Annotated in this window: 12 protein-coding genes and 1 tRNA gene; 8 read left to right on the top strand and 5 right to left on the bottom strand. The window is 40.0% G+C overall.

Translation table 11 applies throughout. The features are described from left to right. Positions 1-997: 997 nt before the first annotated feature. The 4 genes from PHF18_RS14570 to PHF18_RS14555 all read left to right on the top strand — a co-directional run bounded on the left by PHF18_RS14570 (position 998) and on the right by PHF18_RS14555 (position 3303). Positions 998-1327, top strand: coding sequence for a DUF2551 domain-containing protein (locus tag PHF18_RS14570; RefSeq protein WP_300104133.1), 330 nt, complete (start codon positions 998-1000; stop codon positions 1325-1327). 37 nt (positions 1328-1364) lie between these two features. Beyond that, positions 1365-1766 (top strand): hypothetical protein, encoded by a 402-nt coding sequence (locus tag PHF18_RS14565; RefSeq protein WP_300104132.1) that lies wholly within the window; start codon positions 1365-1367, stop codon positions 1764-1766. Between the two features lie 347 nt (positions 1767-2113). Then, a tRNA-Gln gene (locus tag PHF18_RS14560) sits at positions 2114-2186 on the top strand. Between the two features lie 709 nt (positions 2187-2895). Then, positions 2896-3303 carry a DUF1699 family protein gene (locus tag PHF18_RS14555; RefSeq protein WP_300104131.1) on the top strand — a complete coding sequence of 136 codons (408 nt, stop codon included), beginning with the start codon at positions 2896-2898 and terminating at the stop codon, positions 3301-3303. 208 nt (positions 3304-3511) lie between these two features. Here the strand turns inward: PHF18_RS14555 and PHF18_RS14550 are convergent, their stop codons facing one another. The 3 genes from PHF18_RS14550 to PHF18_RS14540 all read right to left on the bottom strand — a co-directional run bounded on the left by PHF18_RS14550 (position 3512) and on the right by PHF18_RS14540 (position 7868). Next, entirely contained in the window at positions 3512-4036 is a 525-nt protein-coding gene (locus PHF18_RS14550) for a hypothetical protein (protein ID WP_300104129.1), read from the bottom strand. A 261-nt stretch (positions 4037-4297) separates the two neighbouring features. After that, positions 4298-4816 (bottom strand): tyrosine-protein phosphatase, encoded by a 519-nt coding sequence (locus PHF18_RS14545; protein ID WP_300104127.1) that lies wholly within the window; start codon positions 4814-4816, stop codon positions 4298-4300. A gap of 298 nt (positions 4817-5114) precedes the next feature. After that, complete coding sequence (locus PHF18_RS14540) at positions 5115-7868, bottom strand: disaggregatase related repeat-containing protein (RefSeq protein ID WP_300104137.1); 2754 nt, start codon at positions 7866-7868, stop codon at positions 5115-5117. A gap of 1310 nt (positions 7869-9178) precedes the next feature. Between PHF18_RS14540 and PHF18_RS14535 the strand changes: the two genes are divergently transcribed. The 4 genes from PHF18_RS14535 to PHF18_RS14520 are packed head-to-tail and all read left to right on the top strand — an operon-like array spanning position 9179 to position 14158. Continuing rightward, positions 9179-11563, top strand: coding sequence for a glycosyltransferase (locus PHF18_RS14535; RefSeq protein ID WP_300104125.1), 2385 nt, complete (start codon positions 9179-9181; stop codon positions 11561-11563). Positions 11564-11588: 25 nt separating this feature from the next. Continuing rightward, positions 11589-12593 (top strand): glycosidase, encoded by a 1005-nt coding sequence (locus PHF18_RS14530; protein WP_300104123.1) that lies wholly within the window; start codon positions 11589-11591, stop codon positions 12591-12593. A gap of 55 nt (positions 12594-12648) precedes the next feature. Continuing rightward, complete coding sequence (locus PHF18_RS14525) at positions 12649-13989, top strand: glycosyltransferase (RefSeq protein WP_300104121.1); 1341 nt, start codon at positions 12649-12651, stop codon at positions 13987-13989. A gap of 37 nt (positions 13990-14026) precedes the next feature. Then, positions 14027-14158, top strand: a complete 132-nt coding sequence (locus tag PHF18_RS14520; RefSeq protein WP_300104120.1) for a hypothetical protein — start codon at positions 14027-14029, stop codon at positions 14156-14158. Positions 14159-14296: 138 nt separating this feature from the next. On the opposite strand, the gene PHF18_RS14515 is transcribed toward PHF18_RS14520, so the two are convergent. Both PHF18_RS14515 and PHF18_RS14510 read right to left on the bottom strand, forming a co-directional pair. Beyond that, complete coding sequence (locus PHF18_RS14515) at positions 14297-14641, bottom strand: hypothetical protein (protein ID WP_300104119.1); 345 nt, start codon at positions 14639-14641, stop codon at positions 14297-14299. A 711-nt stretch (positions 14642-15352) separates the two neighbouring features. Continuing rightward, positions 15353-15640: a hypothetical protein gene (locus PHF18_RS14510; RefSeq protein WP_300104117.1), complete on the bottom strand. Its 288-nt coding sequence runs from the start codon at positions 15638-15640 to the stop codon at positions 15353-15355. Between the last annotated feature and the right edge of the window lie 80 nt (positions 15641-15720).

The following is a 15720-nucleotide window of genomic DNA, read 5'->3' as shown; positions in this document are numbered from 1 at the left end:
TATGATGTCGTTTAGCACTCTGGCAATATGATTTTCAGGAACAAACTCTTCCAAGTTAAATGGAAGTAAAAATTGCTGCTTTTGATCGTACCTTTTGAACATGGTGAAACACTGGTATTAATTTCTTGAAAAGTATACTTTTTAAGAAATAATTATTTTTAAAGAAGATAAGCATTTCGATATTTCTTACCCAAATGTACGATCGTGTATAGTTTTGAGACAGCCTGATGAGTTATTTTTTTAAATTGACACACCCCTTTTTAAATTGACACACCTCTATAATTTTCTTACTTATGCCTTTTTCCAGCCCACAGAACAGCCAAATATAACTTTTGAATAAAACTCCAAATAAAGTTGCCGCATATTTCTTCAACAATAGACTGTTAACCCTCTTTTTTGTGTGCAATCAATTTACTTAATGAAAACAAATGTTATGTGGGGCCAGGAATGAAGAATACATGAAAACACTAACATATTCACGTTTTTATACATTTTAGAGAATCCTGAAAAAATACAGAAAATATCAGGAACGAACATAAAAACCAGACCTTTATTATATTAATCAAATAACCTTGCTCATTTTAGTGAATTGAACACAAACTTAATATATATGTTCAGAAGAATATAATAATGTTATTAAGTAAATATATTAATGGAGTGTTCAAACTCCTTGCGAGAAACATAAAGAAAGACTTTTTTGCTTAGAAGGAATAAAGTTTTATCAAAAATAGTATAGCTAAAAACAAAAATATAAATATCATGCCTCCGCGTAGGGACACTTAAACAAAAATTAAAGAGTGCGCCGTGGAAATGGATCATAAAAAGCGATATATTGGAGAAAGGATATATTAATATACAAGACTGAACTTGAAGTAACGTTAAATTGCTTGAAGATCAGGAACTTTAAGATCTATTCCCATCAGGACGAATAAATTTACAAACCTATATATAGAATTATAACTGACATAGTTTGCTACATCAGTAAAGGTGGTAATTTATGGTATCCATCCGAGCTAAAATTAAATCCAGATTAGAGAAATTTCTTGAAGTAGATTCCAGTGGATATCGAAGGGCTATTCTGTGTATCTTCATCAAGGTAAAGAAAGCAACTATTGACGAGCTACATGAAATGCTTTCAAGTAGATATAATGTATCAAGAAATACTGTAGCATCCATGGTAGGGTACATTCATTCGAAACTTGGAATTCTGAGGGCACATAAGGAATCCTACAAAACCCCAATGGTTTATCTTTTAAGAGAAGAGTATGTAGATCTGCTTATGAAGATAGTTGCTTCCACGAAAAAATCCACTGATTCCGCCGCCTGAAAAACTTATCACTTCAATCCCAATTGCCTGATATACAATGTCTCTTGTGAAAAACGCGCCAAGAACCGCAACCACCATCGTAGTGCGATCGGATGCTAATGCCCGCATAGGGCACTCAAGAGACCCATACTACAATCTTATGAGGCGTATTTTCCAGGAAGATGCTACCACTGTAAGGGGTCAGAAATTCCTGTCAATGGTTGAAGAGCGACAGGCAGCAGGCAATGCAATCCGAACCGATGAATGGAAGACCATTCTGGAAGAACTTCAGATCGGTCGTGCCTCTTTTTATGCAATGCGCAATAAACTCCTGGGAGCCGGGCTTATTTCAATAAAAAACAAGGAGTACAGGCTTTCCGGCCAGTTCTCAAAAGACCTTATAGACATGGCCCGCTGGTGGTGGACTGCTGTCCTCAACCAGTCCGAAGAAAGCCTGTGAGTCGATATCTGAGATAATATCCGGATAATATCGGATAATATCTGGGATAATATCTGGGATAATATCGGATAATATCTGGGATAATATCTATTTGACCAGAATAATACCATTTTTTTTCACATCAAAATTTTTAAAATTAGGATTTTCTACCCGATAAGGCAGAAGTATCCCCTTCTTCAGACCCCCAAGCTGTCAGACGAAAGCTTTTGAGAGGGGCAATTTGCCCAATATATTGAACTTTTGACAAATTCAAGGGCGCTCAGCCGAAAGTTATATATATAAAATCTTCCTTTAGAAGATACGCTTCAAGGCGCATGAATCACCGCCCCACAGCGAAAAATCATCGAAGCCCGGTAGTGTAGTGGTCAATCATGCGGGACTCTGGATCCTGCAACCTCGGTTCGAATCCGTGCCGGGCTATACACATTTTGTTTGTAAGCCTATCTTTTGACTCAAAGCAAAATTTTTTCTTTTTTTCTCTACATTTAAATTTAACATACACCACATTAATTTCGGAGTTTTTTTATTGATTCAAAATAATAAAATTGAATAGTTTAGCTCTCATTGGTATTTTTATTGTGTTCCTTTCATAAGAGAGCAAAGCTTTTTCCCCCATATAAGCTTCTTTTTTAATAAGTCGAACCTGAAAGCAAAGTAACAAACTATATAACATATTAAATTAACTAAATTTATTAGAAAGAAAGTATGGCTTAAGTGGGGAATTTATAATGAACGGTAGTGGAACACCAGATATTAGTTATCAGAACAATTTCAATAGATATAAAAAAAATTTAAAATCAGAAATATGCCATAAATCAAAATAAAGATAAAAAATAATCTATAAATAATCTGTATAAAGTCATTTTAGTCTATTTAAAGCTTTTTTAGGTAATTTTCTATAATTAGATATACGTAATATAAGGAATAAACTATCCAAATAATATTAGTTCAATAAGATAACTATTTATAATAAATCTAAGTAGTTCATACTGTATTAAAAACATAAAACAATTTAAAGAAAAAACGATTTAAAGAAAAAACGATTTAAAGCAAAAAACGATTTAAAGCAAAAAACGATTTAAAGAAAAAAACGATTTAAAGAAAAAAAAACTTTACAGTGGGGAAAAACATGAGAATAAGAGTAGTTAGTTCAAGAGAAGAAATCTTTACACTTAATCCGAATGAGCGTATTGTTCACCTGGCTTTCAGACCTTCTAACAAGGACATTTTTGGATTGGTTGAAACCTGCCCGAAGATTGAGGTAATTCAGTTACCAAAATCATACATGCGTACAGTTTCAAAATCCATAGAAATGTTCCTTCAGATGCAGAGAATCCAGCTTATCGAAGGAGATGTCTGGGGGCACAGGAAGGATATAAACGAATACTACAGCGTCCCATCCTCATTAATTGAAAAGATTAAAGAAATGAAAATCGAAGGTAAATCCACTGAAGAAATTGAGAAAAGAGTTTCAAGGGAGAGCAAGCTGAACCTCGAAATGGTTGCTTATATCCTGAATAAGGAAATTTCTGCCTGAATTCACATAGAATAAGGTATGTACCTTGAGACTTTGCTGGAGATTAGACCGTACTGAGCATTGATTCCACATTTAAATCTAATCTCCAGTTTGAGCCCTGTTTTAGAAATAATTAGTAAAACTCAAACATGTAATTCAGGTCAATTTCTCAAAAAACCCATAATGGTGAAGGGGGTCAGGGTCTTTGATATATGCTCTGGTTTGTATTTTAATTATTAATAGCCCTTTCCACTGATTCTCTTTGTCCAATGCTGTCTTCTCCCCATTTCTGTTTTATCTCTTCACTCCATTGAAGTTTACCGCTTCCAATCATAGATATTGGAATTGTAAAAACTTTTGCTCTTGTATTTCTGGGGGTGCTACACTTTAACCATTTATACTGGTTTGTTTCGGCATCATATACTATACTGTAATCAAGTTTAAACGCGCCAGGTATCTCAGAGGATTTATAGTAAACTCGCTTTAATCCTCCTTTTGGCTCCTTTCTTTGTTTCTGTCTCCCACCCACCACCTTAACTTCTTCTTTTCTTATGTCTTCTAAATACCCTAAGCTTCGATCGATTTCACTTTTAAACATGACTAGATGCCATTTTAGAGACAGAGGATATTGTTTTCTTAAAAGTTCATTTAATTCGGCTATTAAATCAGAGTCGTTTGTAGTGCTTTCAATTTCTTTCATAATTTCTTTCATCCGGTTTAAATTAGCCCTCTGTCTTTCTTGACTTGTTACCATAGCTATCACCAACATTTACATTTTAATTGCACTGTATAGATACGAATATTAAGTTCTTAAATTTTTTCATCAGTTGGCAGCTAAGGGTGAAAAGGAGCTATAAAAGAGGGGCTAAAAAAGAAATACAAGGACCTTATTATAAAAACTATATAAATACAAGGTGGAGGTAAAGAGAGGGGGATAAAGGGGATGTTAAAGACTGAAAGGATTCATCAACTGAGCGTTAATTTTCATAGAACAGGTAAATTTTCACAGAACAGGTTAGTACTTTCGCACCATTTCCTCCTGCCATTTGACCTCTGGCCACCCTACACCCCGAAACCTGTTTATTTTGTCCAGATAGTCAACCACATCATCAGCGCGAAAACCAAGGTCCCGGAGTACACATCCAAGGACAGTGCCAGTTCTGCCTATTCCACCCATACAGTGGACAACAATTCCCTTCCCAGCATCCACTTCTCGCCTTATTACTTCAGTTGCTTCTCTTACAAGTTCCTCCTGCATTTGAGGGTTAATTGGCGGATAACCGTGGTGCATATCTTCTAACTCTGCGGAAAACAGTACTTCGAGAGGATGAGGGTTATAGGAAACCTTTAAATCGCACAGGCAAACAACCCCTGAGAAACCAGCATTCCCAATATTTTCCCATGGAGTACGCATTCCGGGATAAGACATACCGGCAAGAAGTGCTGGCTCCTCAAGCACGACATAGAAGTTCAGTGGAATTCTTATGCCATCTATTGCAGGCATTTCCAGAGGGCTCAATAGAGAAAGGGTCATGAAGAGGGTATGGAGACAGGATGTATAAATTATTTATTCAGTATTAAATTATTTTGGAAATTAAAAACAGAAAGAATCAGGCTCTTAGAAAACCAGAAGACCTGTTTTCTAACAATTTATCAGAAAGAATATACAGGGATGAAGGGTAAGCAATTCTGGTTTTCTAAGGCAGTTTTATTTTAAAGGCTGTTATTATTCTTTAAAGCAGTTACTGTATTCTTTAAAGCAGTTACGGCCTTTTATGCTCACACCTGCACCCTGTAGAAATATTTTTCCTGAAACTTAATCTGCTAATTGATTATGGTTTCAATTGCAAGTTCAGTTTCGGGCGCTGATTCTCACTTCCTGCTTCGGCACTGTAAAAAGCTATGTAATTATTGTTTTCCGTGCGGGCTTTGATCAGGAATCCCGTGTTTTCGTACTTGCCGCCGGCGTACTCTTTTACGAGGTCAGTTACATCAATTTCGTGGTATGTGCTGTCCGGAAGGTCACTGCCTTTAAGGGTTATTGTAGCGTATGGGGTGCTGCCCTGCAAGATGCCGTTTTTATCATACCAATCTCCTCCGGTATTCTTCCATGCAACACCTTTGTCTTTTTTATTCCAGCTCACATAATCAGGACTCCAGGAATCAGCAGGCCTGTAAACCTCGATCACAGTATCCTCAGGTCTTGAGGTCCCTGAAGGATAATACCAGTAGAGAGAAAGGATTGCGTTACTAACGTCCCCTAAATCTGCGTACTCACTCAGGTCAAACTGCATTACATCCCTATACCTTCCAACTCCACTAATTCCACCAATATCGATATAGGATGAACTCTGGAAAACTGTGTCAGAGGAGGCTTCACGCAGGCGGTTGTCCATTGCCCCGGTCACGGTAACATCAATTGCCGGGGTTACATCAATAACCGGGTTCACAGATTTTTGTTCGGTTACGGTAAGCCTGGGTTTCTGGTTTTCGTTCCCGGCTTCGGAGCTGTAAAAAGCAATGTAATTGTTGTTTTCCGTGCGGGCTTTGATAAGGAATCCCGTATTTTCGTATTTGCCGCTTGTATATTCATTTACCAGGTCAGTTACATCAATTTCGTGGTATGTGCTGTCCGGAAGGTCACTGCCTTTAAGGGTTATTGTAGCGTATGGGGTGCTGCCCTGCAAGACGCCGTTTTTGTCGTACCAGTCTCCTCCGACATTCTTCCATGCAACACCTTTGTCTTTTTTATTCCAGCTCACATAGTCAGGATTCCATGAATCAGCAGGCCTGTAAATCTCGATCACAGTATCTTCAGGTCTTGAGGTCCCTGAAGGATAATACCAGTAGAGGGAAAGGATTGCGTTACTAACTTCAGTATAACTGGGATACTCACTCAGGTCAAACTGCACTACATCCCTGTACCGTCCCACACTCATTCCACCGACATCAATAAAGGACGAACTCCGGTAGACTGTGTCAGGGGAAGCTTCACGCAGGCGGTTATCGTAGACCTCTTTTGCTGCGGGCGAGGAGTTTTCCTGAGCAATAACGCTTATAGCTGCTGTAGCCGAACTCTTCAGTTTTCCATCGCTTACTTCAAAGGTTAAGCTGTAAGTCCCTTCCTGTCCGGCAGCCGGAGTCCAGCTGAAAACCCCCGACTTGCCATCAAAAGCCGCACCTGTAGGAATGCCTGATGCAGAGTATGCGAGGCTGTCTCCGTCTGCATCCGAAGCACTTACTGTAAAGATCAGGCTTTTTCCAGCCTCTACAGTAACATCCGAAATGGAATTCATCACAGGAGCCTGATTGGTATCTACTGGCGATGTGCCCGCGTATACACCTATTCCAATGGCAGGGGAAGTTGACATCAAATGGTAGTTGTGGTTGTTTCGGTCAACATACTGTGGGTCTGCCGCTATAGTGGATGAAGCCTGAACGTTATTGTAGTTCCCACCTGTGTTCCCGTATAGACAGTTATTCTGCACGGAGAAAGAGTGAGTGCTCGTAAGCGTGTTAGATATTCCGGCCCCACTTCTTGTGTTGGTTATTATGTTGTCCTTAACAGTAAGCACAATACCTGAACCCGAAGGGGCTGGAGAATACACAGTCTTCTGGACAATCCCAGCTCCATAGGCCCCATCGATCACGTTATTTTCAATGAGCCCCCCGAACCCGTTGGATAAGATACCTCCGATGATACTGTTGCTGGTTTTAGTTCCGGTGTCGTATATCTGGTTATGGTGGATGTGGACGTTTGCCGTCGAAACGGAATAAGACCCTGAACCGAAAATCCAGATTCCGGCGAGAGCAGTTTTGTATATTACGTTGTTATATACCTCAATATCGTCCATTGTGGGAGTGTTGTACTTCTGGATTTCAATCCCTGCGCCTCCGGAACCTTCTGATGTAATAACGTTGTTATGGAAGCTAGCTCCGTTTGTGTTATAAAGCCTGAGGCCGCTATTTGTCCTGCAGGTTATTATGTTATCGTAGGCTTCTACATCTGAACAGCTGCTGGCATAGAGGCCGTCGTGCCCGAGCAGGTATATTTTGTTGTTGTAGAGTTTTACACCGGTGCATTTATCGGTTTTCAGGCCATCTCCGTGGTTATTGGTCAAATACATATTATACACATTTATGTTCTGACAGCTGCTGAGGTGGATAAGGTTGTAATACCCTTTCCCACTAATCACATTCGTGTTCCCTTCCCGATTTCCGTCGATTGCAAAACCGCGGATGGTAATGTCGCTACTGCCTGTACTTCTTTCCTTTATTATTGGCTTCCGGGCTTCCCAGCCAGCATTGCTGACAAGCTTTATTTTTGCACTGGAATCCCCCTCAAGGATAGTGTTGCTGCCAATTAGAAGAGTATCGTCAATGAGATACGTAAAAGGTCCCTTGAGATAAACAGTTGTATATGCAGAATTTTCAGCCACGAACTTGAGAGCCTGATTTATCTGGATATGGTCATCTTTCCCATCACAATTGAAGTCTCCGCTGCCGTCTCCTGCAACATAAACAGCTGGTGCTGAACTCATGCATAAAGCTGCAGGAACGCCTGACAGGATAAGGCAGCTGGTCATAAAGAGTATTACTAATTTTCGATTCAACAGAGCGATCACCTGTAATTCTATTTAATATAATTTAGATTGAATTAAAAGAAAAATTTATCCTGTTTTCTTCCAAATTTGTTAATAATTCAAATTTTGGCCCGGTGCCCATTATGACTGTATTTCTCAAATTTGAAGGCTAGAAGGCCGGACCTGGAAGACAGTGTCCACTATCACAGTTATGAGGTTCCAGAAGCAATCCCTAAAATGTATCCGAACTGGGAGCTATCTCATAAGGCTTATGAACAGTAAAGATAGCACAGGATTTTCCATTTATCAGGATTTTATCCATCGCTTGAAAAGATTCTCTAAATAATAACCAGTATAAATAAATTATACCAGTACAAACAAATTATACAGTATAAATATATTTTAGTTAATTGAATCAATTAATTTTATAAGTTATAATCTTCTTTATTCGTTATATTATAAATATATTTGCGATACATTTAAAAATACATTGCACAGTTTAAAGAAAAGAGATCTTGCGGATACAAGAACTAAAAATCAGTACCTTGAAGCCCTTTTAATTTGAAATCACAGAGGAGAGTTACTTTTTTTGAACTTAAAGGCCTGCAAATGTTATGAAAATAGATATTTTTTGTATATTATACCTTACCAATTTTGAATTCATTCGTATAACTCTGAAGAGGATTAAAAAGCTTTATTTTCCTCATAATTTTCTGTTTAAAATATATTTATCGGGCCATTTGAAATTACAATATTTTATTAAAGTTGTATTGTTTTATTCAGTTAACTCGTTTAATTATATTTATAAATAATATTAAATATATTGAACACAATTGCTATATTCAATCAATATTTTGTAACTCATTTAGCTAAATTTTAGCAAAGTAAGTGAGCAAGTGGGGATAATACACTTATAACTCTCTATCCGTATATTGGGCGATTGAGGGGCGGGGAGCTCGGAATAGACCATCCACTTTTCGATTTATAACTATGTATTTTTTAACATAGAAAACTATTTTGCGATAAATAGACCTGGTTCTCCCTGGTAGGTAATGAGCTATTGTTGATACATAGTCTTTGCATCAATAAACAGGCTGATATATATTGATCTGAGGACACAACAGATAAATTAAGAATTTTGAAGTATAATTAAGAATTTTGAAGTATAATTAAAAAAACTGGGGATTACGGCTTAATTAAGTGTTATTAAGTGGGAAATTATGCTTAATTAAGTGTTTTAAGTTCTGTTAGCGGGAAGTACAACAGTTAGCGGGAAGTACAACCCTGATTACTCTAAGTTTGGGGGGAAATAGTTGAATAAGCAACTGAGAATTTTGTTTATAGGAACTTATGTTCCGAAAGAATGTGGGATCGCCACATTTACTTTTGATCTTTTAAATTCGGTTTCTGGAGAAAACAACGACGTTAATTGTGAAGTCATTGCCCTTAATGACCCTTCTGAAACCTACAAATATCCAGAAGAGGTCGTTTTTCAAATAGAGAGAGACAAACTCGAAGATTATTACCGGGCTGCAGATTTTATTAACCAGTCCGATGCAGATCTCGTATGTCTTCAACACGAATTCGGGCTTTTTTGGGGAAATGCAGGCGATTACATTTTCGCTCTTCTTTCAGGGATAAACAAGCCTGTGATAACTACAATGCATACAGTAATCCGGGAACCGGAACCGGAATACCGCACATCCACAGAAAAACTCATAAGATACTCAGAAAAGCTGGTTGTGATGAGCCAGACTGCAGTTGAGATGTTAAAAGATGTGTATAATGTTCCGGATGAAAAAATAGAGATGATTTTTCACGGATTACATGACTATCCGTTTAACAACTGCAGCAAGTATAAACAGATACTGAATCTGAAGGGTTCTCCACTTATCCTTACCTTTGGCCTGCTGAGCCCGAATAAAGGAATCGAAAATATACTCGGGGCTCTCCCGGATGTTGTAAATCAGTATCCTGACCTTACTTACATTGTACTGGGTGCCACCCACCCTGTGGTCAAAAAACATAGTGGAGAAGCATACAGGCAGTATCTTATGAAGAGGGTTTCCGAACTCGGGCTTGAGAATAATGTAGTGTTTCACGATAAATTTGTCGAAAAAGAAGAGCTCTGCAATTATATCCTTGCCAGTGACATTTACGCATCTCCCTATCTTTCCAGGGAACAGATAGTAAGCGGCGCTCTGACCTATGCCATAGGCATGGGAAAAGCAATAGTATCCACTCCTTACTGGTACGCCCAGGAAATGCTTTCCGATAATCGCGGGCTGCTCGTAGATTTCGGAGACACTGCCGGCTTTAAAAACTCGCTGTTATACTTAATCGAAAATCCGGACGAGTGTGAAAACATGCGTAAAAATGCATATGATTTTGGGAGAAAAATGACCTGGAAAAACATAGGTAAAGAATACAATACTGTTTTTTCCAAGGCTTTAAAGCACTACAATCCCTATTCCGGAGTACAAAAAAGATTTAATTTCCTTCCAGATCAGCTTCCCGAAGTAAAACTCGACCACCTTAAACTGCTGACCGATGACGTGGGCATTATCCAGCATACCAATCTGGGTGTGCCGGCCCGGCATTACGGATACAGTACCGATGATGTGGGCAGAGGACTCGTTGCACTGACACAGCTTATCGATAGCCAGGAAAAAGCCGAAGAGCTCCGGAAGTTAATTACCACATACATGAGCTTTCTCGAACATGCCCAGACCAATACAGGACACTTCCATAACTTTATGAGCTATAGAAGGGAGTTTTTGGACGAAGAAGGCAGTGAAGATACGCTCGGGCGTGCGGTCTACGGACTTGGGCATGTGATAAGCTGCCCTTATCTGTCAAAAAACATACGTACGCTTGCACACACGCTTGTCAGTAAATCCAGAACGCAGATGGAAAAGCTGAGTTACCCGAGAGCAAAAGCCTACACAATGTGCGGACTGTATGAAATGCTCCGGGCAAGCGTGGATGCGGATTCTTTTGAATCTGTATATAACTCCCGCAGGGATGCTGTAAGGTCTGTAGATTCCCTTCTGGACAAAGATGCCATGGAATCCATATTTATCAGCCACGCAGACTCTCTGGTCGACCTGTATGAGGCTAACAGGAAAGAAGACTGGAACTGGTTTGAACCCACGGTCACTTACAGCAATGCAAAAATGAGTGAAGCCCTTATACTGGCGTATAACTATACCAAAGACCGGACTTACAGAAGAGTTGGGCTTTCCACTCTGAACTTCCTTACTGAGACCCAGTGGAAAGGCGACTTTTTTGATATTGTTGGAAATCAGGGCTGGTACTCCTGTGATGGAGAAAAACCGATTTTTGACCAGCAGCCCATAGAGGCAGGTTACCTGACTCAGGCTTATATTTTGGCTTATGAGACTGTCCGGGAGAGAAAATATCTGGAGCTTGCAAGATACTCTTTTGAATATTTCCTGGGCAGAAACCGCTTTAAAACTCCTATGTATGACTATTCAACAGGTGCGGTCTGCGACGGGCTCAACTGCGACGGGATGAACTGCAACCAGGGCGCAGAACCTGTAATCTGCTACCTCATGGCTTTAAGTTCCTTAAATAAACACGCAGATAGAGCCTACAGTACGTTATTTCAGCATACAGTAAGTGAAGAAGTCCCGCCGAAGAGAAAGAGCCTGTTATCAGCAAACAAGGCAGAGTGATAAATAATAATATAGAAGTGATAGCATGATCTGGAAGGACCACGGAGAACTGTTTGTAAGGCATAAAAAAAATCCTATACTCACTATTGAAGACTGGCCGTATCAGGCCAATTCGGTATTTAACCCTGCTGCCGCTATAGTTGATGGTAAAACTCTATTACTGGTTCGGGTTGAAGACCACAGGGGCTTTTCTCACCTTACAGTAGCCAGGAGCAATAACGGGGTCGATGGCTGGGAAATTGACACTGAACCAACCTTTACTCCGGATGTTATAAACTACCCTGAGGAGATATACGGTATTGAAGACCCGCGTATAACTTATATTGATGAGATGGGAAAATGGGCTGTAGCATATACTTCTTTTTCGGATTCCGGCCCCTTAACATCTCTTGCCTTTACAGAGGATTTCCACAATTTTGAGCGAATAGGAGCTACCATGCCTCCTGAGAATAAGGATTCGGCTCTGTTTCCTGTAAGGTTTAACGGCAAGTGGGCAATGTTACACAGGCCGGTCTCTTCAATGAGTGGGGCGAAGGCAAATATCTGGATCTCCTTTTCCCCGGATATGAGACACTGGGGGGATCATCAGGTTCTTCTGTATGCCCGGGAAGGAGGGTGGTGGGATGCCAATAAGATAGGTTTATCCCCACAGCCAATTCGTACATACGACGGATGGTTAATTATGTACCATGGAGTACGCCCAACAGCATCAAAAACAAGTTATCGGCTTGGGCTGGCTCTTCTTGACCTTGAAGACCCGAGAAAAGTCCTCCACAGATCCGAAGGGTGGGTTTTCGGGCCCCGTGAACTGTATGAACGCAGTGGAGATGTTAATGATGTTGTTTTCCCCTGCGGCTGGGTTTTAACTGACGATCAAATCCGTATTTATTATGGAAGTGCGGATACCTCGGTGTCCCTGGCAAGCGCAAAAGTTTCCGATGTTCTGGAATATATCCATGAGTGCCCTGAAGAACAGATCTGCAAAGTTTTGTCGATCGCTGAAGAGGACAGGTATATCACTCCCGACTAAAATTGGGGAAAAGGGAGCTTAAATCTAAAATGGGGGGACTTTTATCAGAATCGCTATGTTATCTCCGATTGCCTGGAGCACACCGCCTAAAAAGTATGGTCCATGGGAGGCAATGGTATCCTTATTAACCGAGGGGCTGGTAAAACGGGGTATTGACGTTACGCTGTTTGCAACAGCTGATTCGCATACTGCAGGCAAACTTCATGCCGTTTGCCCGAGGCCGTATGAAGAAGATAAGGATATGATTATAAAGGTATACGAGGGCCTGCATATATCAGAGGTTTTTGAAAGGGCAAATGAGTTTGACATAATCCATAACCATTTTGATTACCTGCCTCTTACTTACAGTGCGCTCGTAGACACACCTGTTGTAACAACTATACACGGCTTTTCTTCGCGGAAAATTCTGCCCGTTTATAAAAAATATAACAACAGTACTTTCTATGTATCCATAAGTGATGCCTACAGGTGCAATGAACTGGACTATATAGCAACCGTCCGGCACGGGATAGATACCGAAAGTTTTCCTTTTAATGACAGGCCTGAGGACTATCTTCTTTTTATATCGCGTATTCACAGGGATAAAGGCACAAAAGAAGCAATAGAAGTTGCAAAAAAAGCAGGAATGAAATTAATAATTGCTGGCTTTCTTGCAGACTCTGAATATTTTAAAAATGAAGTTGAGCCCCATATAGACAACGAACAGATTATTTACGAAGGGCATGTCTCCCAGGAGCGCAAGAAAGAGCTGCTTTCAAATGCCCGCGTTCTCCTGCATATGATCAATTATGAGGAGGCTTTCGGGCTCGGGGTGGTCGAAGCTCTTGCCTGCGGGACGCCTGTAATTGCGATAAACAGAGGTGCCATGCCTGAACTAATCATACATGAGGAGACCGGATTCCTCGTAAATAATGTGGATGAAGCTGTTGAGGCGGTTCAAAAGGTTAACTCCATATCCCGCAGGAGATGCCGGGAAAGCGTGGAAAAACGCTTCTCTGTTGACCGGATGGTAGATGATTATATCAGGGTATATGAAACAATCCTGGAAAAGTGCAAACGTGAGGAAAAAAGGCCATGGGGCTTCTATGAGGTGCTTACAGAGAAGCCAGGGTATAAGGTCAAACGCATTACAGTCCTGCCTCAGGAAGAACTCTCACTTCAGCGCCATTCTCATAGAAGTGAATACTGGTATATAATCAGCGGTGAAGGACTTGTAACTAAAAACGACGACCAGATCAGGGTTCTTGCCGGAGACTCGGTCGACCTGCCGGTAAACGATATACACCGCGTTAAAAACACAGGTCGTCAGAACCTGATATTCATTGAGATTGCACAGGGAGATTACCTTGGAGAAGATGATATTGAAAGGCTTGAAGATAAATACGGGAGAGCCTGAGAGGCTTATCAGGTCCTGTTTGCACAGGGAGATTACCTTGGAGAAGATGATATTGAAAGGCTTGAAGATAAATACGGGAGAGCCTGAGAGGCTTATCAGGTCCTGTTCGGTTAATCTCGGACAAAAAACGGTATACGGAGGATTCAGAAAACGCCTGATGACTGCATAGAGCAGGTAAGCAGGTAAATATTACAGGTAAATGGTACAGGAAAAATATTACCTGTCCAAAACCCTCAGACCCGGGTACCGGAGCCTTTTTCAGTTAATTCCAAATCAGTTTTCTTTATCATCTTTTCAATCAGATTTTTCAGGCAGGACATTCGGAATCGTCATATGATTTTCTGACCTGGGATGCAACCTCTTCACCCAGCCTTTCAGATACATTTTCCACAAAGAGAATAATGTAATTAAAAGGTATGCAGCCCAGGCTTTCTTCTCCTGATAAAATGAGCCTGACAAGGTATTCAAGGTCAGACATGGGCAGCAGCTTGATCCTCCTCAAAAAATCGGCTGCATCTTTTGAGTAGTGGTTTGCCAGAGGTGGGAGAATGGAACGATAATTTACTCCTGAGCCGGAACAAAGGAGCGCCTCACATTCCGGAGCAACGGTTTTCAGAATGCCAATGTCAAGTTCGGAAAGTATTCTTGCCATGATAATCACCGTAGTAAAATGTAATCCTGGTCTTTCAATTTAATCTGGTCTTTCAATTTAATTCCATTGGTCATCGGTTAAGGAATTTTCTTGTCTGTATGCTATCGATTTTAGAGCAAAAATTATTCTCAAATTTCGAACACCTAAACTAAAATCGATGCCCTGCTCCAACTTCATATCAATATATGTTTTCGAGATGTGTCGCAGAAATAGGGCAATTTATCATGATTCTTCTCTTAACCGAAGAAGTATGGATTATTATTATAAAAACACATACGAGAGTGATTCCCTAACGCTTAACCGATGACGCATGAATTCTATTTAGCTGATGAATTATTCTATTGATCCGAATTGAAATACAAGAGCATATTTTGCCTTCAAGGTGTTTTGTTTTCAAGGGTTTTTGTCATCTAGAAAACGGCATCCATACAGAGCACAATATACAGGATATACGGCACAATATACAGGATACATCCCAGGCACATTTAATATATATTTATATTAGCATATTACGGTGAGATCAAGGCCTTTGCCACTCTTATAACCGAAGAAAAAATAGAGAAACATAAATTATGATAAAACTCTTTGGAACGCCTAAAAATTCTCAAAAGGGGGCAAGCAGGGGTAAGAACGGAACAGAACGGAACAGAACGGAACAGAACAGAACGGAATAGAAGGGAACAGAAGGGTTCTAAAAACAAGAAAAGGCTGTTAAATGTCCCTTTTAGCCTGTATTTCTCTCAACCTTTTTTTCCCAAGCTCAACAATATTTATCAGTTCCTGATACTCATTTTCTGAAATCATACTTCCGGAAGATAGGGTTTTTATAAAATACCCATCCGAATACAGCAAGACGCCATTCCAGGCTGCAAAGTGAGAGCTGGATAGATACTCACAGGGTAGTTCCCATCTGGATTTTACATTTTCAAAACCTTCAAAACGGTGTAAAACGGTTCCATTTTTCAATATTAGGGTAAATATTAAGAGTTTCTCAGCCATACTCTCATCCGGTTTAAGGTTAAAACAGTTATTGAAAAAAAGAAAACCCTGAAAAAAGAAAAAATATAAAAATAATTTTG

This window comes from Methanosarcina sp. (assembly GCF_028693135.1).
Lineage (GTDB): Archaea > Halobacteriota > Methanosarcinia > Methanosarcinales > Methanosarcinaceae > Methanosarcina.
This window is presented reverse-complemented; position numbering and strand designations above follow the sequence as displayed.

What these genes read in the sequence shown, in the direction of transcription:
- PHF18_RS14570 (WP_300104133.1), top strand. Translation starts at nt 998, where the DNA reads ATGGTATCCATCCGAGCTAAAATTAAATCCAGATTAGAGAAATTTCTT.
- PHF18_RS14565 (WP_300104132.1), top strand. Translation starts at nt 1,365, where the DNA reads ATGTCTCTTGTGAAAAACGCGCCAAGAACCGCAACCACCATCGTAGTG.
- PHF18_RS14555 (WP_300104131.1), top strand. Translation starts at nt 2,896, where the DNA reads ATGAGAATAAGAGTAGTTAGTTCAAGAGAAGAAATCTTTACACTTAAT.
- PHF18_RS14550 (WP_300104129.1), bottom strand. Translation starts at nt 4,036, where the DNA reads ATGGTAACAAGTCAAGAAAGACAGAGGGCTAATTTAAACCGGATGAAA.
- PHF18_RS14545 (WP_300104127.1), bottom strand. Translation starts at nt 4,816, where the DNA reads ATGACCCTTTCTCTATTGAGCCCTCTGGAAATGCCTGCAATAGATGGC.
- PHF18_RS14540 (WP_300104137.1), bottom strand. Translation starts at nt 7,868, where the DNA reads ATGACCAGCTGCCTTATCCTGTCAGGCGTTCCTGCAGCTTTATGCATG.
- PHF18_RS14530 (WP_300104123.1), top strand. Translation starts at nt 11,589, where the DNA reads ATGATCTGGAAGGACCACGGAGAACTGTTTGTAAGGCATAAAAAAAAT.
- PHF18_RS14525 (WP_300104121.1), top strand. Translation starts at nt 12,649, where the DNA reads ATGTTATCTCCGATTGCCTGGAGCACACCGCCTAAAAAGTATGGTCCA.
- PHF18_RS14515 (WP_300104119.1), bottom strand. Translation starts at nt 14,641, where the DNA reads ATGGCAAGAATACTTTCCGAACTTGACATTGGCATTCTGAAAACCGTT.
- PHF18_RS14510 (WP_300104117.1), bottom strand. Translation starts at nt 15,640, where the DNA reads ATGGCTGAGAAACTCTTAATATTTACCCTAATATTGAAAAATGGAACC.